This is a genomic window from Streptomyces sp. NPDC015171 (genome assembly GCF_043079545.1).
Lineage (GTDB): Bacteria > Actinomycetota > Actinomycetes > Streptomycetales > Streptomycetaceae > Streptomyces.
Genome location: NZ_JBIBUO010000001.1, coordinates 1 through 22,519, shown reverse-complemented (window position 1 = coordinate 22,519; position 22,519 = coordinate 1). Strand labels below are relative to the sequence as shown.

At 73.2% G+C, this 22,519-nt stretch carries 19 protein-coding genes; 7 read left to right on the top strand and 12 right to left on the bottom strand.

Going from position 1 to position 22,519, the window contains the following annotated elements:
• Positions 1-95 precede the first annotated feature (95 nt).
• The 5 genes from ACF073_RS00095 to ACF073_RS00075 all read right to left on the bottom strand — a co-directional run bounded on the left by ACF073_RS00095 (position 96) and on the right by ACF073_RS00075 (position 5,934).
• The gene (locus tag ACF073_RS00095) at positions 96-923 is read right to left on the bottom strand and encodes a carbohydrate ABC transporter permease (protein ID WP_392065306.1); all 828 of its coding nucleotides are present in this window, start codon (positions 921-923) and stop codon (positions 96-98) included.
• A complete protein-coding gene (locus ACF073_RS00090; RefSeq protein ID WP_392065303.1) occupies positions 923-1,786 on the bottom strand; it encodes a carbohydrate ABC transporter permease in 864 nt (287 codons plus the stop codon). The genes ACF073_RS00095 and ACF073_RS00090 overlap by 1 nt, the downstream gene beginning before the upstream one ends.
• Complete coding sequence (locus ACF073_RS00085) at positions 1,783-3,156, bottom strand: extracellular solute-binding protein (RefSeq protein ID WP_392065300.1); 1,374 nt, start codon at positions 3,154-3,156, stop codon at positions 1,783-1,785. Before ACF073_RS00085 ends, ACF073_RS00090 begins: the two co-directional genes overlap by 4 nt.
• 454 nt (positions 3,157-3,610) lie before the next feature.
• A complete protein-coding gene (locus ACF073_RS00080; protein ID WP_392065297.1) occupies positions 3,611-4,303 on the bottom strand; it encodes a response regulator in 693 nt (230 codons plus the stop codon).
• Positions 4,300-5,934, bottom strand: a complete 1,635-nt coding sequence (locus tag ACF073_RS00075; protein WP_392065294.1) for an ATP-binding protein — start codon at positions 5,932-5,934, stop codon at positions 4,300-4,302. Before ACF073_RS00075 ends, ACF073_RS00080 begins: the two co-directional genes overlap by 4 nt.
• Positions 5,935-6,087: 153 nt before the next feature.
• On the opposite strand from ACF073_RS00075, the gene ACF073_RS00070 reads away from it, so the two are divergent.
• The gene (locus tag ACF073_RS00070; RefSeq protein WP_392065291.1) at positions 6,088-7,464 is read left to right on the top strand and encodes a cation:dicarboxylate symporter family transporter; all 1,377 of its coding nucleotides are present in this window, start codon (positions 6,088-6,090) and stop codon (positions 7,462-7,464) included.
• A gap of 292 nt (positions 7,465-7,756) precedes the next feature.
• On the opposite strand, the gene ACF073_RS00065 is transcribed toward ACF073_RS00070, so the two are convergent.
• Positions 7,757-8,371, bottom strand: coding sequence for a TetR/AcrR family transcriptional regulator (locus ACF073_RS00065; protein ID WP_392065288.1), 615 nt, complete (start codon positions 8,369-8,371; stop codon positions 7,757-7,759).
• Positions 8,372-8,498: 127 nt separating this feature from the next.
• On the opposite strand from ACF073_RS00065, the gene ACF073_RS00060 reads away from it, so the two are divergent.
• Entirely contained in the window at positions 8,499-10,184 is a 1,686-nt protein-coding gene (locus tag ACF073_RS00060; RefSeq protein WP_392065285.1) for an MFS transporter, read from the top strand.
• Between the two features lie 367 nt (positions 10,185-10,551).
• Here ACF073_RS00060 and ACF073_RS00055 read toward each other — a convergent pair whose 3' ends face one another.
• From ACF073_RS00055 to ACF073_RS00045, 3 genes are all read right to left on the bottom strand, one after another.
• Positions 10,552-10,980: a VOC family protein gene (locus tag ACF073_RS00055; protein WP_392065282.1), complete on the bottom strand. Its 429-nt coding sequence runs from the start codon at positions 10,978-10,980 to the stop codon at positions 10,552-10,554.
• Positions 10,981-11,152: 172 nt separating this feature from the next.
• Positions 11,153-12,025 carry an NmrA family NAD(P)-binding protein gene (locus ACF073_RS00050; RefSeq protein WP_392065279.1) on the bottom strand — a complete coding sequence of 291 codons (873 nt, stop codon included), beginning with the start codon at positions 12,023-12,025 and terminating at the stop codon, positions 11,153-11,155.
• Positions 12,022-12,450: a nuclear transport factor 2 family protein gene (locus tag ACF073_RS00045; RefSeq protein WP_392066816.1), complete on the bottom strand. Its 429-nt coding sequence runs from the start codon at positions 12,448-12,450 to the stop codon at positions 12,022-12,024. Before ACF073_RS00045 ends, ACF073_RS00050 begins: the two co-directional genes overlap by 4 nt.
• A 111-nt stretch (positions 12,451-12,561) precedes the next feature.
• On the opposite strand from ACF073_RS00045, the gene ACF073_RS00040 reads away from it, so the two are divergent.
• From ACF073_RS00040 to ACF073_RS00020, 5 genes are all read left to right on the top strand, one after another.
• Positions 12,562-13,173 (top strand): TetR/AcrR family transcriptional regulator, encoded by a 612-nt coding sequence (locus ACF073_RS00040; RefSeq protein ID WP_392065276.1) that lies wholly within the window; start codon positions 12,562-12,564, stop codon positions 13,171-13,173.
• A 113-nt stretch (positions 13,174-13,286) separates the two neighbouring features.
• Complete coding sequence (locus ACF073_RS00035) at positions 13,287-14,054, top strand: DUF2127 domain-containing protein (RefSeq protein WP_392065273.1); 768 nt, start codon at positions 13,287-13,289, stop codon at positions 14,052-14,054.
• Positions 14,055-14,105: 51 nt separating this feature from the next.
• A complete protein-coding gene (locus tag ACF073_RS00030) occupies positions 14,106-14,573 on the top strand; it encodes a MerR family transcriptional regulator (protein ID WP_392065270.1) in 468 nt (155 codons plus the stop codon).
• A complete protein-coding gene (locus ACF073_RS00025; RefSeq protein WP_392065267.1) occupies positions 14,546-14,917 on the top strand; it encodes a thioredoxin family protein in 372 nt (123 codons plus the stop codon). Before ACF073_RS00030 ends, ACF073_RS00025 begins: the two co-directional genes overlap by 28 nt.
• Positions 14,918-15,038: 121 nt before the next feature.
• Positions 15,039-17,336, top strand: coding sequence for a HelD family protein (locus tag ACF073_RS00020; RefSeq protein ID WP_392065265.1), 2,298 nt, complete (start codon positions 15,039-15,041; stop codon positions 17,334-17,336).
• Positions 17,337-18,127: 791 nt separating this feature from the next.
• Here the strand turns inward: ACF073_RS00020 and glgB are convergent.
• The 3 genes from glgB to ACF073_RS00005 form a co-directional block, all read right to left on the bottom strand.
• Complete coding sequence (gene glgB / locus ACF073_RS00015) at positions 18,128-20,446, bottom strand: 1,4-alpha-glucan branching enzyme (protein WP_392065262.1); 2,319 nt, start codon at positions 20,444-20,446, stop codon at positions 18,128-18,130.
• Between the two features lie 27 nt (positions 20,447-20,473).
• A complete protein-coding gene (locus ACF073_RS00010; protein ID WP_392065259.1) occupies positions 20,474-21,859 on the bottom strand; it encodes a maltokinase in 1,386 nt (461 codons plus the stop codon).
• A gap of 105 nt (positions 21,860-21,964) precedes the next feature.
• Positions 21,965-22,519 (bottom strand): alpha-glucosidase C-terminal domain-containing protein (locus ACF073_RS00005; protein ID WP_392065256.1); only part of this gene is annotated, 555 nt, incomplete at its 5' end.

The following is a 22,519-nucleotide window of genomic DNA, read 5'->3' as shown; positions in this document are numbered from 1 at the left end:
CCACCGAGATCACGGATCGTAGAAACGTACGGGGTGATCGCACCGAGTGCGCTGGCACCCCGTGCCATACCGCTGTGACCTGGTCTTACCCCGCGTCACCCCTTCACCGCACCGCCCAGCGCAAAGCCGCCGCCGAGCCGCCGTGCCACCAGAACATACAAAAGGATGACCGGCGTCGAATAGATCACGGAGAACGCGGCGAGTTGTCCGTAGGCCACCATGCCCCGGTTGCCGAAGAAGTCGTTGATGCTGACCGAGGCCGGCATCTGGTCCGGCGTGAGCAGCAGCATGAACGGGACGAAGAAGTTCCCCCACATCATCACGAACGAGAACACGGTGACGACCGCGACGCCCGGGCCCATCAGCGGCAGCACGATCCGGATCAGGGACTGCGCCGCCGAGGCCCCGTCCGTCCAGGCCGCCTCCTCCAGCTCCCGCGGCACGCCGTCCATGAAGTTCTTCATCAGCCAGATGGCGAACGGCAGCTGGGAGGCGGCGAAGAAGAAGACCGTGCCCTGCAGGGTGTCGATCAGGTTCACCCGGACGAACAGCGCGTACACCGGCACCATGATCGCCGTGATGGGCAGGCTCGTCGCGAACAGGATCGTCAGCAGGAACGGCCGGTTGAGCCGGGACCGGAACCGGGACAGCGGATAGGCGGCCAGGGCGGCGCAGACGACGGTGAGCGCCGTGCCGCCCCCGCACAGGATCAGGCTGTTGAGCAGCGGGGTGTAGGTGATGTCCGGGGTCAGGACCGCCCGGAAGTTGTCCAGGGTGAGTCCGTCCGGCACCTTCACCCGCAGCCCGGCGCCCGGATCCACGGCGGACAGCAGCACCCAGACGAGGGGCAGCGCGAAGGCGGCGGCCACGGCGAGGAGCGAGACATCGGCGGCGAGACGCCGGGAGGCGCGCTTGCGGGGCATCAGACCTCCGTCCGCAGCAGCCGCAGATAGACGGCGGAGAACAGGGAGCCGACGAGCAGCAGGAGCAGGGCGACGGCGGTGCCGTACCCGATCATGCTGTTCTGGAAGGCCTGTTCGTACATGAACAGCGGCAGGGTCTGGCTCCGGTCACCGGGACCGCCCCGGGTCATCACCCAGATCAGCCCGAAGACGGAGAGCGTCTGGAGGGTGTTGAGCATGAGGTTGGTGCCGATGGAGCGGCGGATCATCGGCAGCGTGATGTGCCACAGCCGCCGCCAGCCGCCGGCCCCGTCCACCTCGGCGGCCTCGGTGATCTCGGCCGGGATCTCGTCGAGCGCCGCGGAGTAGACGAGCATCGAGAACGCCGTCCCGCGCCACACGTTGGCGAACGAGACGGCGAGGACGGGCAGGGTGAACAGCCAGTTCTCCCGGGGCAGATGCAGCCAGTCCAGGATCGCGTTCAGGGTGCCCTCGCGCCGGAAGAACGCGTAGAGCAGGAACCCGGCGACGACCTCGGGCAGCACCCACGCGGTGACGACGACCCCGCCGGCGAGGGTACGGACCGGCTTGGAGGCCCGCTTCATCAGCGCGGCCAGGGCCAGCCCCAGGGTGTTCTGCCCGACGAGCGAGGACAGCACCGTGAACACCAGGGTCAGCCATACGGCGTTCAGGAACGCGTCGTCCCGGAACGCCCGGCGGAAGTTGGCGAGGCCGACGAAGGAGGAGTGGGCCTGGCCGGTCAGCTGGAGGTCGGTGAAGGCGATGTAGACGCAGTAGGCGATCGGTCCGGCGAGGAAGAGGGCGAGCAGGACCACGGCGGGGGCCAGCGGGAGGGTCCGCAGGACCAGGTGGCGCCGCCTCACTTCTGGATCACTCGGTCGCCGGTGACGTCCTTGAGCGTGGCGTCGTAGCCGCTCGCGGCCTCCGCCGCGGACAGATCACCGGTCGTGACCCCCTCCATCGCCTCCTGCACGGCGGTCGACACCTTCGGGTACGCCGGGAACGCGGGCCGGTAGTGGGTGCTCGCCACCAGGTCGGTGAAGAACTTGATGCCGGGCTGGGCGCTCGCGTACGCCGGGTCCTTCGCGACGTCCTCGCGCACCGAGATACCGGAGTTGGCGATGTACCACTTCCTGGCGTTCGCCTCGGTCTGCATCGTCCTGATGAAGTCGAACGCGAGGTCCGGGTTGCCGGCCTTGGCCGGGATCGACCAGGCCCAGCCGCCGGACATGCTCACCTTGCCGGGTGCCTGCCCGTGCTGGGTGGGCATGTACGCGAGACCCAGCTGCTTCGACCAGCCGGGCCAGGCGTGGCCGCTGCCCGGGAGCCAGGCCTGCGGCAGCCAGGAGCCGTCCAGGTCGATGCCGAGCTTGCCCTGGGGGAGGAGTTCGCCGTTGACGGCGGTGGCGAAGTTGGGATCGAGGGCGTCGGACACCTCGGGGCCGAGTTTCTCCCGGTACACGGTCCCGACGAAATCCAGGGCGTCCTCGAAGCCCTGCCCCGCGGTGATCCACTTCTTCGCGGTGCTGTCGTAGAGCGGATCGGAGGTGCCGTCGCCGGTGCCGTACAGGAGCATCTCGAAGCCCTGCATGGTGGCCCGTTCGCCGGCGGGCTTGCCGGTGTAGACGTTGAGCGGCGTGACGCCGGGCACCTTCCGCTTGATGGTCCGGGCGGCGGCGAGGACCTCGTCCCAGTTCTCCGGCTGCCAGTCCGCCGGCAGCCCGGCCTTCCGGAACACCCGCTTGTCGAACCACAGCCCGCGGGTGTCGGTGCCGTCCGGAACGCCGTACGTCTTCCCGTCCTCCCCCCGGGCCGCCGACTTCGCGGTGTCGATGAACCGCTGCCAGTCGGGCCACTTGGCGAGGTAGGCGTCGAGCGGCCTCAAGTACCCGCTGGTGATGTCGGAGTTGATGAGGAAGGTGTCCTCGTAGACCAGGTCGGGCGCGGTCCGCGGGGACCGCAGCATCTGCTGCACCTTGGTGTAGTACTCGGAGTCCGGCGCCTTGATCGGCACGAACTCGACCTTCTTGCCGGGGTACTTCTTCTCGAACTCCGCCTTGATCCCGGCGAGATAGGTGTCCATCACCTTCACGGAGTTGTCGGTGGACTGCTTGTACGACACCTTGACCGTGTCGGGGCCGCTGCCGGAGCCGCCGCCGCACGCGGTGAGCGCGGTGGCGGCGAGGGCGGTGGCGAGAAGGGCGGAGAGGGCGGCGGTGGGGCGCACGGGCATGACCTCCTGAGCACACGTGGGGGTGGCGCGGAGATGACTGCCGTGTGAAGGTAAGAGGAGTGGTCCGGCCAGGTCAATGCGTAGGTGCCGGATTGGGCCCCGACGGCTTCGCGGGGGGCGGCGCCGCGCGGCACCGGTCCGCCGCACGGGCCCGGGCCGCGCCCGGCGCCGGCCCGCCTCGCGCCGGCGGCCCCGTGGCAGACGCCGCCTCAAGACCCGGTGCGCGCGCTCCCGCACGGCCCCCGGGAACCCTCCGCGGCGCCCTCGGCCGCCCTGCCGCGCGCCGGTGCCCGCCCGGCCGGTGCCCCGCCCGGCAGCACCCCCACCGTCACCACGGCCGGCCGTACCCCCGCCCGTACCCCCGCCCGCCGCCGCGAGCCGCCGGCGCGTCGCCCGGGCCGGCCGGCGGGAGGGGGAACGCCGGACGCGGGTCCGGTGTCCGGGCCGGACTCGGTCAGCGTCCCTGGACGACCCATCGGTACACCAACTCCGGCCGCCCCACCTGCCCGTACAGCGGACTGCGCACGGCCCGGCCCGCCTCCACCAGGTGCTCCAGATAGCGCCGGGCGGTGATCCGGGAGATGCCCACGGCCTCGGCCACCCCGGCGGCCGTCAGGCCCTCCGCCACCTCCCGCAGCGCTCCCGTGACCCGCTCCAGCGTCGGCCCGCTCAGCCCCTTGGGCAGCGCGGCGGGTGTCGGCGCCCGCAGGGCCCCCAGCGCCCGGTCCACCTCGTCCTGTCCGCTCGCCTCGCCCACCGCGGCGTGGAACTCGGCGTAGCGCAGGAGCCGGTCGCGCAGCGTCGCGAACGTGAACGGCTTCAGCACGTACTGGACGACTCCCAGCGAGACCCCCTCCCGCACCACCGCGAGGTCCCGTGCCGAGGTCACCGCTATCACGTCCGCGTGGTGCCCGGCCGCCCGCAGGGACCGGGCGAACTGCAGCCCGTGCACGTCCGGCAGGTGCAGGTCGAGCAGGAGGAGATCCACGGGCGTGCGGTCGAGGATCCGGCGGGCCTCCGCGCCCGTGTGGGCCTTGCCGACCGCGACGAACCCGGGCACCCGGCCGACGTACAGCACATGCGCGTCGGCGGCCACCGGGTCGTCCTCGACGACGAGGACGCGGATGGGCCGCTGCTCGTCCGTCATCTGCCGCCGCCCGTGGACGTGCGCAATGGCAACCGCACCTCGAACACCGCTCCGCCCTCGCCGTCCTCGCCGGATCCCGCCACCGTCAGCGTGCCCTCGTGGCGGGCGACCGCCTGCCGGACCAGGGCGAGACCGAGCCCCCGCCCGCCGGGCCCGGCCGGCTTCGTGGAGAACCCCCGCTGGAATACCAGGCCGGCATGGGCCGGGTCGACCCCCGGGCCGGTGTCCGACACCCGGAGCACCACTTCGGCGGACGTGGTGTACGCCGTCACGGTCACCCGCGCCCGCGCGGTGCCCTGCGCCGCGTCCACCGCGTTGTCGATGAGGTTCCCGAGGATCGTCACCAGGTCACGGGCCGAAAGGCGCTCCGGGAGCAGGCCGTCGTCCAGCCGGCTGTCCGGCGAGACCACCAGCTCCACGCCCCGCTCGTTCGCCTGGGCGGTCTTGCCCAGCAGCAGCGCGGCCAGCACCGGTTCGCTCACCGCCGCCACCACCTGGTCGGTCAGGGCCTGGGCCAGCTCCAGCTCGGCCGTGGCGAACTCCACCGCCTCCGCGGCCCGGCCCAGCTCGATCAGGGAGACGACCGTGTGCAGGCGGTTCGCGGCCTCGTGCGCCTGCGAGCGCAGCGCCGTGGTGAAGCCCCGCTCCGAGTCCAGCTCGCCCATCAGGGACTGGAGTTCGGTCACATCGCGCAGGGTGACCACCGTGCCGCGCTGCTCGCCGCCCGACACCGGGGAGGTGTTCACCACCAGCACCCGGGTCGCCGTCAGATGCACCTCGTCCACGCGGGGCTCGGAGGAGAGCAGGGCGCCCGTCAGCGGGGCCGGCAGGCCCAGGCCGGCCACCGAGCGGCCGACCAGGTCCGCGTCCGAGGCGCCGCCCACGCCCAGCAGCTCCCGGCCGCCGTCGTTGATCAGCGCCACCCGGTACCCGCCGTCCAGCATCAGCAGCCCTTCCCGGACCGCGTGCAGCGCCGCCTCGTGGTAGTCGTGCATCCGGCTCAGCTCGCCGGCGTTCATGCCGTGGGTGTGACGGCGCAGCCGGGCGTTGATGACGTACGTGCCGACCGCGCCCAGCAGCAGGGCCACCCCGGCCACCCCGAGCAGGGCCGTGACCTGGTCCGAGACCCGGGCGCTGATCGTCTCCACCTTGATGCCGGCGCTCACCAGGCCGACGATCCGCCCGTTGTCGCTGATCGGGGTCACCGCGCGCACGGACGCGCCGAGCGTGCCGGTGTAGGTCTCGGTGAAGGTGCGGCCGTGCTGGGCGGGGCCGATGGTGCCCAGGAAGCGTCTGCCGATCTGCTTCCTGTCGGGGTGCGTCCAGCGGATGCCGGACGGGTTCATGATCGTGACGAAGTCGACGTTCGCGTCCCGCGTGACCTGGAGGGCGTACGGCTCCAGCCGGGCCGTGGGGTCCGCGGTGCGGATCGCCGCGCGCACCGAGGGCGAGTCGGCGATGGACCGGGCCACCGCCGTGGCCTGCCGGGTGGCGGCGTCCTCGGCCTGCCGCTGGTCGCTGACGTAGGTGAACAGCGCGTACCCGGCCACGACCACCGCGATCAGCACGGCCTGCATGGCGAACAGCTGGCCGGCCAGGCTGCGGGGCCGCGGCAGGGTGGGGAGGCGCATGCCAGCAGTGTGCCTCTCCGGCCGAGCGTGAACTAAATGAACGGAAGGGTGACCGCCCTCACACGCCGGGAGATAGTCACGGCATTCCCTACAACGCCCGGACGTGAGCCGCACGCCGGTTGTTCGCCGACGAAGACGTCAAGGAGGGCAGTCGTGGCCGCCAGCACCCCCGATACGGCACCTGCCGCACCCCGTGTGAAGCGGGACCGGACTCATTACCTGTACATCGCCGTCATCGCGGCGGTCGCGCTCGGCATCGCCGTGGGGCTCATCTGGCCCGATGCCGCGGTGGAGCTGAAGCCGCTGGGCACCGGGTTCGTGAATCTGATCAAGATGATGATCTCGCCGATCATCTTCTGCACGATCGTGCTCGGCATCGGCTCCGTCCGCAAGGCCGCCAAGGTGGGGGCCGTCGGCGGTATCGCCCTCGGCTACTTCCTCGTGATGTCGCTCGTCGCGCTCGCCATCGGGCTCGTCGTCGGCAACGTGCTGCACCCCGGTGACGGGCTGCACCTCACCGACGCGCTCAAGCAGACCGGGCACGACCAGGTCGAGAGCGACGCCCTGCCGCCCGTCGACTTCGTGCTGTCGATCATCCCGACCACGTTCCTGTCCGCCTTCACCCAGGGCCAGGTGCTCCAGACGCTGCTGGTCGCCCTGCTCGCCGGGTTCGCGCTGCAGGCCATGGGCTCGGCCGGACAGCCGGTGCTGCGCGGCATCGAGCACATCCAGCGGCTCGTCTTCCGCATCCTGTCCATGGTGATGTGGGCCGCGCCGGTCGGTGCGTTCGGCGCGATCGCGGCCGTGGTCGGCTCCGCGGGCGTCGACGCGCTCAAGAGCCTCGCCGTCCTGATGGTGGGCTTCTACCTCACCTGTTTCCTGTTCGTCTTCATCGTGCTCGGCGCACTGCTCCGGATCGTCGCGGGCCTGAACGTCTTCTCCCTGTTCAAGTACCTCGCCCGGGAGTTCCTGCTGATCCTGTCCACTTCCTCCTCCGAGTCCGCGCTGCCGCGGCTGATCGCGAAGATGGAGCACCTGGGCGTCAGCCGGCCGGTCGTCGGCATCACCGTGCCGACCGGCTACTCGTTCAACCTCGACGGCACGATGATCTACATGACCATGGCCTCGCTGTACATCGCGGACGCGCTGGGTACGCCGATGTCGGTCGGCGAGCAGATCCCGCTGCTGCTCTTCCTGCTGCTGGCGTCCAAGGGCGCGGCCGGGGTCAGCGGCGCGGGGCTCGCCACCCTGGCCGGCGGGCTGCAGTCGCACAAGCCGGCGCTGGTCGACGGGGTCGGGCTGATCGTCGGCATCGACCGGTTCATGAGCGAGGCGCGGGCGCTGACGAACTTCGCGGGCAACGCGGTCGCCACCGTGCTCGTGGGCACGTGGACCAAGGAGATCGACAAGGCGCGGGTGCGCCAGGTGCTCGCGGGCGAGCTGCCGTTCGACGAGACGACGCTGCTGGACGAGGGCGGGACGGTGAGCGAGGCTCCCGAGCCCCGTCAGGAGGAGCTGGCCAAGGCCTGAGGGCCGCGCAGCGCCCTACGACTCCGGATGTCCGGCCCGGCCTGAACCCGGGCCGGGCATCCGGTGACCGCCGCCGGGCGGCTGAGACCCCCCTGTCCCAGCCGCCCGGCTCTCGCCGTGCCCCACGGCACCTCGGCGCGCGCTGGAGCATCTCCGCGCGCTACGACACCTCGGCGTGCGCTACGACACCTCGGCGTGCCACGCCGTCTCGGCGTGCGCCGCGACACCTCGGCGTGCCATGCCATCTCGGCGTGCGCTGCGACACCTCGGCGTGCCGCGCCGTCTCGGCGCGCTACGACACCTCGGCGACCAGCTCGGCGGCCCGTGCGGCGGGGACGCCCGCCGAGGTCAGGACGGCGACCGTGGCGGAGGGGCCCGCCTCCCCGGCCGCCAGGAGACCGTCGTTCACCGCCTCCATCACCGCGAACAGCATCTGCTCGTGCACGTACGCGAGGGCCGGCGCGGGCAGCGGCGAGCTGAACACACCCTCGTCCAGGCCCTGTTGCAGCACGCGGATCTTGTTCTCGCGCAGCGGTGCGAGGCGGTCGCGGATGCCCTGCACGGTGACCGTGCGCTGGGCCAGGGCGATCAGCAGCCGGTAGCGGTCGGCGATCGGCCAGAGCGCGAGCACCGTGCGGGCCACCGCCTCCGCCGGATCGCTCACGCCGGTCCTGGCCCGTGCGTCCGCGTCCGCCAGCGCCGCGACGGCCCCGTCCGTGAGGGTGCTGATCAGCGCCTCCCGGCTGGGGAAGTGGCCGTAGACCGTCCTTCGTACGACCCCGGCGGCGCGCGCGATCTGGTCCATGGAGGCGTCGGGATCGCGCAGCAGTTCGGCGAGGGCGACGTCGAGGATGCGGCGCCGGTTGGCGTCGGCGCGGCTGAGGTTACCCGTGGTCATGGCGGTCATTGTGCCTCCCCTGGGCCGTCCCGACCCGACTTGCACAGCACTGTGCAACGTCGTACATTGCACATGGTTGTGCAATTGCACGCCATTGTGCAAGTCCCGTCGCGACCCGAGGAAGGCGACCCCTGCCATGCGACTCGTCATGACCGAACCGGTCGAAAGGATGGGCCGGCCCTACGCCCGGCGCTGGTGGGCACTGCTGGTGCTCTGCCTCAGCCTGCTGATCATCGTGATGGCGAACACCGCCCTCACGGTCGCGGCGCCCGACATGACGAAGGACCTCGGGCTCTCCAGCGCGGACCTCCAGTGGGTGATCGACGGCTACACCGTCCCCTACGCGGCGCTGATGCTGCTGCTCGGCGCGATCGGCGACAAGTACAGCCGGCGCGGGGCGCTCGTCCTCGGGCTCGTCGTCTTCGGCGGCGGTGCCGTCTTCGGCTACCTCGCCGACAGCGCGGCGACCGTGATCGCCGCCCGTGCCGTGATGGGCGTCGGCGCCGCGCTGATCATGCCGGCCACGCTCTCGCTGCTGGCCGCGACCTTCCCGCGCGCCGAGCGCGCCAAGGCCATCACCCTGTGGACGGCCACCGCCGGACTGGCCATCGCGGCGGGCCCGGTGGTCGCCGGCGCCCTGCTGCGCGACCACGGCTGGGCCTCCACGTTCCTGATCAACGTGCCCATCGCGGCCGTCGCGATCGTCGCCGCCCTCGTCCTCGTGCCGCCGTCCAAGGCCGGCCACCACGACCGCATCGACTACGTCGGCGGCCTGCTGTCGGTGATCTGGACCGGCGCGCTGATCTACATGATCATCGAGGGTCCGCACTTCGGCTGGGGCGCCAAGGCCGTCGGCGCTGCCGTCGTCGCCGGCGTCGGCCTGGCCGCCTTCGTGCTGTGGGAGCTGCGCCACCCGCGCCCGATCCTGGACGTGCGCCGCTTCGCCGGCCGCCGGTTCGCGGGCTCCAACCTCGCCGTCGCCCTCTTCTTCCTCGCCGTCTTCGGCGCCTTCTACTACCTCACCCAGCACCTCCAGTTCGTCCTCGGCTACGACGCCCTGGAGACCGGCGTCCGCATGCTGCCGCTGGCCGGCGCGGTCTTCGTCGGCTCGGCCCTGACCGGCTGGCTGACCCCGCGCGTGGGCATGAAGTGGACCGTCACCGCCGGCATGGTCGGCGGCACGACCGCCCTCGCCCTGCTGACGCAGGTGGACGCGGGCTCGACGTACGGCGACTTCGTGGCGCCCCTGATCATCCTGGGCCTCGCCATCGGCCTCGCCCTCTCGCCCTGCACCGACGCCATCATGGGCGCGTTCCCGGAGTCCGAGCTGGGCGTCGGCGGCGCCGTCAACGACACCTCGCTGGAGCTGGGCGGCTCGCTCGGCATCGCCATCCTCGGCTCGCTGCTCGCCACCTCCTACGGCGACCACCTCACCGACGCCACCGCGGGCAGCAAGCTCCCGCCGAGCGCCCTGGACACCGCGCAGGACTCGGTCGGCGCCGGGTACGCCGTCGCGCAGGGCATCGGCGAGAAGGCCCAGCAGGCCGCGGCCAAGGCCCAGCAGGCGGGCGACCCGCAGCAGGCCGCGCAGCTCAAGCAGCAGGCCGGCGAACTGGCGTCGGGCGCCCGGCAGATGGCCGACGCGGTGGGCTCCGCCTTCTCCGACGCGGTCGCCCACACCAGCCTGGTCGGTGCGGTGATCCTCGGCATCGGCACCGTCCTGGTGGCCGTCCTGCTGCCGCGCCACGGGTCCACGGCGGCGCAGGCCGGCCCCGAGGCGGCGGACCGGTCCGAGGAACTCGCCGACAGCACGACGAGCTGACCTGGCCGGGCGCGCGTCCGCCGTCGCGATGCGATCAGGGTCGGTCCGGCCGTTCGACACGGCCGGACCGACCCGTGTCGCGTCGACGGCTGGGTGCGCCTGGTCGGCGTACGCCGCGGCGAGGCCGGCGGGACACGCGCTCCCGGCGGCCGGCGCCTCGCGCGGGAACCGGCCGCCGGGGGCCGCCCCGGACGTCCTCCGGGGCGCACCCGCGAACGGCACGCGTCGCGGACGGCGACCAGGTGCGCCGGACCACCGGACCGGACCGCAGGACCGCAGGACCGCAGGACCGCAGGACCGCAGGACCGCAGGACCGCCGTCGGCACGCTGCCGGCGGCGGTCCTGCGGCGTTCGGCCGGGGTGCCCGTCAGGGGCGTATGTAGGGCCGGGTCATGATCTCCATGTTGTGGCCGTCCGGGTCCTCGAAGTAGGCGCCGCGGCCGCCGAACAGCCGGTTGATCCGGCCGGGGTCGGTGTGGTGCGGGTCGGCGTAGTACGTCACCCCCGCCGCCTCCAGCCGGGCGATCATGCCGTCGAACCGCTCGTCGGGCACGAGGAACGCGTAGTGCTGGGACTGGACCGGCTCGTCCCGCTTCTCGTAGTAGTCGAGCGTGACGCCGTTGCCGAGGTCGACGGGGAGGAACGGTCCGAACGGGGTGCCGACCGCGAGGCCGAGGACCGCCGCGAGGAACCCGGCGGACCGGTGCCGGTCGCTCGCGTAGACGGCGGTGTGGTTCAACTGGACGGCGGCGGGCGCCGGTTCGGTGGTGTGCGGGTGCTGCTGGACAGCGGGCATCGGTGGGCTTCTCCGGGTCTTGGGGTCCGCTGGGGAGGGGCGCCGCGTGCGGGCGCCGGGGCAGGAACGCGGAGAAGGGGGGCGGGCCTCTCGCCCGCCTCGTGCTCACGCCGAGGCCGGGAACCTCACTCGTGCGTGGCCCATGGCCGACCCGGCAGTCACGTGATCGACTCTAGTGATCCGTGCGGGCGCGGGCAACGCCTGCCCGGGACAACTCCCGTTCGGCCACCTCCCGAAAGCCGCGCGGCGGGCGTCCGGTGAGGCGTTGGACGGTGTCGGTGGTGCGATCCTCGGCGCCCTCGGCGATGGCGCGGTCCATGCCGGCCAGCATGGCGGCGAACTCCCGGGGCACGGACGCGGCCAGCCGGTCGCGCATCTGCGCGTAGGTCAGCCGGCGGTGGACCACGGGACGGCCGGTGACCTCGCTGACCACGGCGGCGATGTCGTCGTAGCCGAGCGTTTCCGGCCCGGTCAGCACCAGGTCGGTGCCGGGCGCGCGGTCGTCGGTCAGGGCGCGGGCGGCGACGGCGGCGATGTCGTCGGCGTCCACGAATCCGATCCGGCCGGTGCCGGTCGCGCTCAGGACGACGCCCTCGTCGCGGATGCTCCGGGCGTGCGCGTGCGTGCCGGTGAAGTTCTGCATGAACCAGGAGGGCCGCAGGACCGCCCACTGGTCGAACAGTCCGGGCAGGGCCCGGTGCACGGCGCCGACCCCCGGCCCGCCCTCGGGGACGGCCGAGGAACCGAGGAGTACCGCACGCCGCACGCCGGCGGCGCGGGCCTGCCGGAGGAAGGGCAGCATGACCGCGGCCGGGTCCGGGTCGCCGACGGGCGGGACGAGGTAGACGCGGTCGGCGCCGGCGAGGGCGGCGCCGAAGCCGGCGGGGTCGTACCAGTCGAACCGGACCGCTCGCGCGCCCGGGAGCGGGGTGGCCCGGCGGCTCGCGGCGCTGACCCGGTGGCCGGCGGCGAGCAGCGCGGCGGCGGTCCGGCTGCCGGTGGTGCCGGTGGCCCCGATGACGAGGGTGGTGCCGGTGGCGGTCATCGGGCCTCGCCGCCCGCGAAGCCGGCGCCGGGCTCCCGCACGGCGAGGGGGTTCCAGTAGTCCCGGTAGGAGACGAAGCGGCCGTCCCGTACGGTCACGACGGCGATGTACGCCATGTCGAAGGGGGCACCCGTCTCCACCATGCGGCCCACGCCGCGCATCTCGACGACGAGGGTCTCCGGATCGGCGGTCGGATGGATCCGCAGGGCGGGGAAGTCGTGCAGGTCGATGTGGTCGGGGTAGGGGCGCATATAGGCGGCGATCGCCTCCCGGCCCTCCAGCCGCTCGGGCCAGCCGGGTGGCGCGAAGGGGAACTCCATGACCCCGTCCTCGGCCCACAGGCCCGTCCAGGCGGGGATGTCCTTGTCGAGGAGCAGCCGCAGGCTGTGGCGGTAGAGCTGCTCCGGTGAGGTGTCCGCGGGCATGGGCGTGGGCATGAAGGTCCTCCGTGGCGTACGATACGGACCGGCGGTCCGCTTTGATTGACGATACGGACCGCCGGTCCGGATCGCAAGCCACCGCCAGGGAGGAACCACGTGACCGAGCGCCGACCGCGCAAGGACGCCCTGCGCAACCGGGCGGCCGTCTTCGCCGCAGCGGACGCGCTCTTCGCCGAGTGCCCGAGCCCCGACAGCGTCACCATGGCCGACATCGCGACGGCGGCCGGCGTCGGCAAGGCCACCCTCTTCCGCGCCTTCGGCGACCGCACCGGGCTGATCCGCGCGCTCTACGAGGCACGCCTCGAACCGGTCAGGGCCGCCGTGGAGGAGGGCCCGGCGCCGCTCGGGCCCGGCACCCCGCCGCAGGTGCGGGTGCCGGCCCTGCTCGACGCCGTGCTCTGCTTCAAGCTCGACAACCGCCACCTCGCGCTCGCCCTCGAGCAGACCGGCGGCGGCAGCAGCCCCTACGACGCGGAGCACTACGCGCGCTGGCACACCCTGCTCCGTACGCTGCTGGCCCGGATCCCGGGCCTGGCGGGCGGCGACTTCACCGCCCACGCCCTGCTCGCCGCCGTCCGGGCCGACCTGGTGGAGTACCTGGCCGCGGGCGAGGGCCGGTCCCGCGAGGAGCTGCGGGCCCAGCTCTCGGCGTTCACGGCCAGGGTCCTCGGCACCGGCACACCGCCGGGGCCGGCCGCCGGCGCGTGACACCGGGCGCCGGCGCCCCGCCGAGGTGACATGCCGTACCCGCGGGCCGGAACGGCTCGTTGGTCCATGGCGTCCGTACGTATGTCCGGGACGAGCAAGGAGAGGCACGGGGGATGAAGATCGACTGGGACCGGCGGACCTGCGCGCGCAAGGGGCATGTGACCTACGCGCCCGACGACCCCCGGCTGCGGGCGGGGCTGCACGCCGCGACCGCGCTCGGCGACGCCTGGCGGTGCCTGCGCTGCGGTGACTTCGCGCTCGGCGAGCCGCACGGCTCCGGGCCGGCCGCCGACGCGCCGCTGGTGCCGCGCGGCAAGGTGCTCCGGGACCTGTTCGTGCTGCGCTTCCTCGCCGTCGAGCGGGCCGTGCGCGGGGTGTTCATCGTGCTGGTCGCGGTCGCGGTGTGGAAGTTCAGCAACAGCCAGGACGCGGTGCGCCGGCTCTTCGACGAGTACCTGGACGTCTTCCGGCCGGTCTTCCGGCACTTCCACTACGACCTCGACCACTCACCGGTCGTCGGCACCGTCCAGAAGGCCTTCGGCTACCGGCACTCCACGCTCCTGCTGGTGGCCGCCCTGCTGCTGGCCTACGCGCTGATCGAGCTGGTCGAGGCGGTCGGCCTCTGGTACGCCAAGCGCTGGGCGGAGTACCTGACGGTGGTCGCGACGGCCGCCTTCCTCCCGCTGGAGATCTACGAACTCACCGAGCACATCAGCTGGCTGAAGATCGCCACCCTCGTCCTGAACCTCCTCGCCGTCCTCTACATCGCCCTGACCAAGCGGCTGTTCGGGCTGCGCGGCGGGCGGCGCCGGTTCGAGGAGGAACGGCACAGCGCCTCGCTGCTGGAGGTCGAGGAGTCGGCCGGCGTGGCGCACACGTAAGGGTCCCGCGGTCTTGCCTTGACGCCGACGTCAACCCGTACGGTCGAGGACATGCGAATCGGCGAGCTGGCCGCGCGGGCCGGGACCACGACACGCACCCTGCGGTACTACGAGTCCCGCGGGCTGCTGCCGGCCCGGCGGGACGGCAACGGACACCGCACCTACGACGACAGCGACCTCAGGCTGCTCCTGCAGATCCGCACCCTGCAGGACTTCGGCTTCGACCTGGAGGAGACGCGGCCGTTCGTGGAGTGTCTGCGGGCCGGGCACCCGGAGGGCGACGCCTGCCCGGCCTCGCGCGTGGTCTACCGGCGCAAGCTGGCCGAGCTGGACGCGCTCATCGGGCAGCTGAGCACGGTGCGCGAGACGGTCGCGGAACGGCTGGAGCGGGCCGAGCGGACGGGCGGGGAGGACCCCCTGTGCGAGGGGGGCCGGGAGATCCGGGGAGACCTGCTCGCCGACGCGCTGGTTCCGGGGGGCCCGGAACCCGCATGCGAATGGGGAGGAATGACACGGTGAGCTTGGTGAGCGGACTGACCGAGGTGACGGACGCCGATTTCGCGACGGAGGTGATCGGCTCCGATCTCCCGGTGCTCGTGCAGTTCACGGCCGAGTGGTGCGGGCCCTGCCGGCAGCTCGCGCCGGTGCTGAAGGAGATCGCGTTCGAGGAGGGGGACCTGCTGAAGGTCGTACAGATCGACGTGGACCGCAATCCGCAGACGGCGATCTCCTACGGAGTGATGGCGACGCCCACCCTGCTGCTGTTCCAGGGCGGCGAGCCGGTCCGGTCCATCGTGGGCGCCCGGCCCAAGCGCCGGCTGCTCGCGGATCTGGCGGACGTGCTGCGAGCGGACGCCCGGTAAATCGCACCGGATCGCAAAAATCCCCCGTGGCAATTGCGCCCGGGGGATTTCTGTGCGTATATTCAATGGTTCGCGACTTCCGATGAAAGGAAGTCGCGGAGAAGTTCAATGACCACAGTATATGCGGGCGGGAGTGGAATTGTCAAACGCGGATCTATCGAACAGTGAATTTCCGGACGATGAATTGCGGCACGAGCAGGAATTCATCGACGGGCTGTACGCGCGCGCGGACGTGCTGCGCGGCGACACCGAGTCCTCCGTCGCCGACGCCCTCGCCCAGGGCGACAAGCCCATGCAGGCCCGGCTGGAGCGGGACATCCTGGTCGCCGAGCGCTCGGGGCTGCTCGCCGCGCTGAACGCGGTGGACGGCTCGCTCTGCTTCGGCCGGATCGACCTCGCCGGCGGCACCAGCCACCACATCGGCCGGATCGGGCTGCGCGAGGACGACCCCGAGCACACCCCCGTCCTCATCGACTGGCGGGCCGACGTCGCCCGCCCCTTCTACCTGGCCACCGGGCACACCCCGATGGGCCTGCGCCGCCGCCGGCACATCGCCACCGAGGGCCGGACCGTCACCTCCCTGCACGACGAGATCCTCGACCTCGGCGACGCGACCCGCACCGGGCACGAGGACCACAACGGCGACGCCGTCCTGCTGGCCGCGCTGAACTCGGCGCGCACCGGCCGGATGGGCGACATCGTGCAGACCATCCAGGCCGAGCAGGACCGGATCATCCGGGCCCCGCACCGCGGTGTGCTGGTCGTCGAGGGCGGCCCGGGTACCGGCAAGACCGCGGTCGCCCTGCACCGCGCCGCCTATCTGCTGTACGAGCACCGGGAGCTGCTGGCCCGCCGGGCGGTCCTCATCGTCGGCCCGAACCCCGCCTTCCTCGGCTACATCGGCGAGGTGCTGCCCTCGCTCGGCGAGACCGGGGTGCTGCTGGCCACCGTCGGCGAGCTGTTCCCGGGCGTGCGGGCCACCGCCGCCGACACCCCGGAGGCCGCCGCCGTCAAGGGCGGCGCCGGCATGGCCGAGGTGCTCGCCGCCGCCGTACGCGACCGGCAGGCGCTGCCCGACCCGGTCATCGCGATCGAGCACGACCGCGAGGTCCTCATGCTGGACGACGGCCTGGTGAACGTCGCCCGCGAGCGCACCCGCGCGGCCGGGCTGCCGCACAACACGGCCCGCGAGTACTTCGAGGGCTACATCCTCAACACGCTGACCGAGCTGTACGCCGAGCGCGTGGGCACCGACCCCTACGACGGCGGCAGCCTGCTCGACCCCGCCGACATCACCCAGATCCGCGACGACCTCGCCGAGAACCCCGAGGTCTGGGACGCCGTCGACCAGCTGTGGCCGCGGATCACCCCGCAGCGGCTGGTCGCCGACCTCCTCGCGGAGCCGGACGCCTACCTCCCGCGGGCGGACGCCGACGCGGTGCGCCGTCCGGTGACCCGTGCCTGGACCGTCGCCGATGTCCCGCTGCTGGACGAGGCGGCCGAACTCCTCGGCGAGGACGACCGGGTGGCCAGGGCCCGCGCCGAGCGGGCCCGCGAGACCCAGGTCGCCTACGCGCAGGGCGTGCTGGACGTCTCGTACGCCTCCCGCACCTACGAGTTCGAGGACAAGGAGGACAGCGATCCCGACGGCTCCGAGGTGCTGTCCGCGCACGACATCATCGACGCCGAGCGGTTCGCCGAGCGGCAGGAGGAGGCGGACCACCGCACTGCCGCCGAGCGGGCCGCCGCCGACCGCACCTGGGCGTTCGGGCACATCATCGTGGACGAGGCGCAGGAGCTGTCCCCGATGGCCTGGCGGCTGCTGATGCGGCGCAGTCCGACCCGCTCGATGACCCTGGTCGGCGACCCCGCCCAGACCGCCGAGGCGGCCGGTGTCGGCTCCTGGGCGGAGATCCTCGCCCCCTATGTCGAGGACCGCTGGGAGCACACCCGGCTGGGCGTCAACTACCGCACCCCTGCCGAGATCATGGACCTCGCGGCGGCCGTGGTCCGCGCCGAGCAGCCGGAGTTCGCGCCGCCCAGCTCGGTCCGCTCCACCGGCGTACACCCCTGGGTGCGGCGGGCGGCCGGCGACCTGCCCGGCGCGGTCGCCGAGGCGGTCGCCGAACTCACCCCGGCGGAGGGCCGGCTCGCGGTGATCGCGCCGCGCGCCCTGCACCGGTCCCTGGCCGCCCGCCTGGACGGCGTCACGGCCGGCGCGGAGCCCGATCTGACCCGGACGGTCGTCCTGCTCGACCCCCGCCAGGCCAAGGGCCTCGAATTCGACTCCGTCCTGGTGGTGGAGCCGGGCGCCTACGGCACGAGCGACCTGTACGTGGCGCTGACCCGGGCCACCCAGCGGCTCGGCGTGCTGCACACCGGCGAGCTGCCGCGGGGGCTGGCGCAAGCCCGCGCCTGACCGGCGGTGTCCGGGACGGCGGCGGGCCGGGTCAGCGGCGGCGCGGGCGGGCGAGCGCGCGGCGGGCCCAGTCCGGCGAACCGGTACGGCCCCCCGGCTGGTCGTCCGGATCGCCGGATGGTCTCTCGGCTGGTCGTCCGGATCGCCGGATGGTCTCTCGGCCGGTCGCTCGGATCGCCGGATGGTCCTTCGGCCGGTCGCTCGGATCGCCGGATGGTCCTTCGGCCGGTCGTCCGGATCGCCGGATGGTCCTTCGGCCGGTCGCTCGGATCGCCGGATGGTCCTTCGGCCGGTCGTCCGGATCGCCGGATGGTCCTTCGGCCGGTCGTCCGGATCGCCGGATGGTCCTTCGGCCGGTCGCTCGGATCGCCGGACGGCCCCGCTGACGGAGGGCCCCGCCGCGCTCCCCGACCTGCTCACCGCGCGGCGGCCCCCCGGCGTGACCGCCCCGTCCGGCCCCGGCCCGGCCGCCGCGCCGGGGAACCCGGGCGGCCGGGCATCGAGCCGGGGCGGGCCGGCCTCCGCCCGACCGGAAGTACCGAGCGGAGGCCCGGCGGTGCGCTTGCGGAGCCGCTGTGCCTGTCCGTTCCCCTACCGCCTACCGCCTATCCCTGCCGCCTGCCGCCTGCCGCCTGCCGCCTGCCGTCCGGCGGGCTGTCCGGGCCCGGCGCGCGTCGGTGGACAGGGGCGGCGGCCGGTGTCCGGCGGCCTGGCGCCTGCCGTCCACCGTGCCACGCAGGACGGGCCGTTCGCCGTCCGGCGGGCGACGGCGGGAAGGGGTCGGACCGGCCCTAGGCCGGGCGCAGCCACATCGTGGCCAGGGGCGGCAGTGTCAGCCGGATGCTCGCCGGGCGGCCGTGCCGGCCCAGCGCCTCCGGCTTGACGACGTCCGGGCGGACGACGTCGCCGCCGCCGTACCGGGCCGCGTCGGTGTTCAGGACCTCGCGCCAGGCGGGGACGTCCTCGGGCACCCCGAGCCGGTAGTCGTGCCGGACCACCGGGGCCAGGTGGGTCACCGCGAGCAGCGGGGAGCCGTCCGCGTCGAGGCGCAGGAACGCGAAGACGTTGTCGTCCGCCGCGTCCCCGGTGATCCACCCGAAGCCCGCCGGATCGGTGTCGCGCTGCCAGAGCGCGGGCGTGGCCCGGTACACCGCGTTGAGGTCCCGGACGAGGTCCCGCACGCCCCGGTGGTCCGCGGCGGCGCCGTACCCCGGGTCGAGCAGCCACCAGTCGGGCCCCCGCGCCTCGGACCACTCGGCGCCCTGTGCGAACTCCTGCCCCATGAACAGGAGTTGCTTGCCCGGGTGAGCCCACATGAAGCCCAGATAGGCCCGGAGGTTCGCGCGCTGCTGCCACCAGTCGCCCGGCATCTTCGACACCAGGGACCGCTTGCCGTGCACCACCTCGTCGTGGGAGATGGGCAGGACGTAGTTCTCGCTGTACGCGTACACCATCGAGAACGTCATCTCGTGGTGGTGGTACGCGCGGTGCACGGGGTCGTGCGCCATGTACTGGAGCGAGTCGTGCATCCAGCCCATGTTCCACTTCAGGCCGAAGCCGAGCCCGCCGAAACCGCTCGGGCCCCTGTGGTGGGTGGGCCGGGTGACGCCGTCCCAGGCCGTGGACTCCTCGGCGATGGTCACCACCCCCGGGCAGCGCCGGTACACGGTGGCGTTCATCTCCTGGAGGAAGGCCACCGCGTCCAGGTTCTCCCGGCCGCCGTGCTCGTTCGGCGTCCACCGGCCCGGCTCGCGCGAGTAGTCGAGGTAGAGCATCGAGGCGACCGCGTCCACCCGCAGCCCGTCGATATGGAACTCCTCGCACCAGTACACGGCGTTCGCCACCAGGAAGTTGCGCACCTCGCGCCGCCCGAAGTCGAACTCCAGCGTGCCCCAGTCGGGGTGGGCGGCCCGCAGCGGGTCGTGGTGCTCGTACAGCGGGCGCCCGTCGAAGGCGGCCAGCGCCCAGTCGTCGCGCGGGAAGTGCGCCGGCACCCAGTCCATCAGCACCCCGATGCCGGCCTGGTGCAGCCGGTCCACCAGGTACTTGAAGTCGTCGGGGGTGCCGAGGCGGGCGGTCGGGGCGTAGAACCCGGTGACCTGGTAGCCCCAGGAGCCGCCGAAGGGGTGCTCGGCGACCGGCATCAGCTCGACATGGGTGAAGCCCAGCTCCGTGACGTACGCGGGCAGCACATCCGCCAGCTCACGGTAGGTCAGGCCGGGCCGCCAGGACGGCAGGTGGACCTCGTACACCGAGAACGGGGCCTCGTGGACCGGGGTGTCCCCGCGCCGGGCCAGCCAGGCGGCGTCCCCCCACTCGTGGTGCGAGGCGTGCACGATCGAGGAGGTCGCGGGCGGGACCTCGGTGCGCCGGGCCAGCGGGTCGGCGCGCTGCGTGCGGGAGCCGTCCGGCCGGGTGATCTCGAACTTGTACAGCTCGCCCTCGCCGATCCCCGGCACGAACAGCTCCCAGACCCCGGTGCCGCCGAGCGAGCGCATCGGGAAGCCCGTGCCGTCCCAGAAGCAGAAGCCGCCCGTGACCCGCACGCCCCGCGCGTTCGGCGCCCACACCGCGAACCGGGTGCCGGCGACGCCCTGGTGGGTGGTGACATGCGCGCCGAGCGCCTGCCACAACTGCTCGTGCCGGCCCTCGCCGATCAGGTGCAGGTCCAGCTCGCCGAGGGTGGGCAGGAACCGGTAGGCGTCCTCCGTCTCCCGCACCGTGCCGTCGTACGCCACGAGCAGCCGGTACTCGGGGACCCCGGCGACCTCGGTGCCCGGCAGCAGACCGGAGTAGAAGCCGTCACCGTCGTCGTGCAGCTCCGCGCGGAGCGTGCCGCAGACCACGGTGACCGCCCGCGCGTACGGACGGAACACACGGAAGGCGACACCGCCGGGCACCGGATGGGCGCCGAGGACGGAGTGCGGATCGTGGTGGGTGCCGTGCAGCAGCCGCGCGCGGTCGTCGGCTTCAAGGGCGGGGGAGGCGGCGGGCTCCCGCGGGGGCGGCGCCGGCTGCGGGGGCACCTGCCCGGCCTGCGGCCTCCCGGCCCGCTGCGCGGCCCTGGACTTGCCTGACGAGTGCTGGGCGGCTGACTTCTTGGACGTCACGAGCGAGTCTCCCAGGCGAGGGTCGGGTCAGGTCGGGTCGGACGCGGCGAGGCGACGGATCGCCGACAGCGGTACGGGGAGCCAGTCGGGGCGGTTCCGGGCCTCGTAGACCACCTCGTAGACCGCCTTGTCGGTCTCGTAGGCCCGCAGCAGCACCGGGTCGGCGCGCGGATCGCGGCCGGCCGCCGCCGCGTACCCGGAGCAGTAGGCGGCCCGGCAGATGTCCGCCCAGTCCGGGGCGGGCGGCACCGCCGAGTGGGCCGCGTAGTCGAAGGAGCGGAGCATGCCGGCGATGTCCCGCACCGGCGGCTGCGGCTGGCGCCGCTCGGCCAGCGGCCTGGCCGGCTCGCCCTCGAAGTCGATCAGCGACCAGTCACCTGACGGCGAGCGCAGGCACTGCCCCAGATGCAGATCGCCGTGCACCCGCTGGGCGGTCCAGGTGCGGCCCTCGTCGGCGAGGTCGGCCAGCGCCGTATAGGCCGAGCGCAGCCCGCGCGCGTACGGCCGCAGCGCCGGCACCGCCTGGACGGCCGCCGCCAGCCGCTCGGTCATGCCGTCGACGAGCAGCGCCGCCCGGGCCCGGCCGAGGGTGACCGTGGGCAGGGCGCGGGCGAGCCCGGTGTGCACCTCGGCGGTGGCCCGGCCCAGCGCGCGGGCCTCGGCGGTGAAGTCCCCGCCCTTGGCCAGCTCGCTCAGCGCCAGCTCCCAGCCGTCGCTCGCCCCGCTGACGAACGGCTGGAGGACGGCGAGCACGTACGGCTCCCCGGCCGTGTCGGCGTGCAGCCAGCCCGTCGGCGGCGGCACCCGGGGACAGCCCTCGCGGGCCAGGGCGAGGGGGATCTCCAGGTCGGGGTTGACGCCGGGCACGACCCGGCGCAACAGCTTGAGAATGAACGTATCTCCGTAGACCACCGACGAGTTGGACTGCTCGGCGGTCATCAGCCGGGCCACCAGGCCCGGCCGGATCTCCTGGCGCGGGTCCCGCTCGAAACGCAGCCCGCCGATGCGGGCCTGGGAGCGCAGCGCCTCCAGGAGCACCTCGGCGGGCCGGGGGTCGTGCAGGGCCTCGTACACCGTGCGTCCGGCGAGCGGGCCCTCCTGCACATGTCCGATCAGCGCGGGCGCCAGCCGGGGCGGCAGCGCCTCGCGCACGCCTATGAGGAGCTGGTAGCAGTCGCCGGGGTGCGGCGGTGCGCCCGGTACGTCGGGCTGGTGGACGCGCAGGAGCAGGTGGTACAGGCCGAGCCGGCCGTCGGCCGGCAGCAGCTGGGTGACGGACACCGGGGTGAACCCGGTGACCGGGCGGCCCTTGCCCGCGAACCAGCGCTGCCGGGGCAGCCAGTTGCGCAGCAGTGGATCGAGCGAGGCGAGGAGCGAACCGGAGGTGCCGGAGGGGGTGACCGTTTCCGCCATGGCGCCACGTCCTTTCCCCGGGGGGCGTCGGGGTGTTACTGATGCGTGCCCCGGGTGGGGCGGTGGAAACGCGGCACCGCCCCACCCGGCCGGAGGGTGGCCGGACTACGCGGGGTCGCGGCGCAGCCGGAACCAGTAGAAGCCGTGGCCCGCGAGGGTGAGCAGGTACGGCAGTTCGCCGATCGCCGGGAAGCGCACCCCGCCGAACAGTTCCACGGGGTGCCGCCCGCCGAACCGGCTCAGGTCCAGTTCCGTGGGCTGGGCGAAGCGGGAGAAGTTGTGGACGCACAGCACGATGTCGTCCCCGCCCTCCTGGGACACCGGGGCCTCGCGCAGGAAGGCGAGCACCGCCGGGTTCGACGAGGGCAGCTCGGTGTAGGACCCCAGCCCGAAGGCGGGGTTCTGCTTGCGGATCTCGATCATGCGGCGGGTCCAGTGCAGCAGCGACGAGGGCGAGGACATCGACGCCTCGACGTTGGTGACCTGGTAGCCGTAGACCGGGTCCATGATGGTGGGCAGGAACAGGCGACCCGGGTCGGAGGACGAGAAGCCGGCGTTGCGGTCCGGGGTCCACTGCATGGGGGTGCGGACGGCGTCGCGGTCGCCGAGCCAGATGTTGTCGCCCATGCCGATCTCGTCGCCGTAGTAGAGGATCGGCGA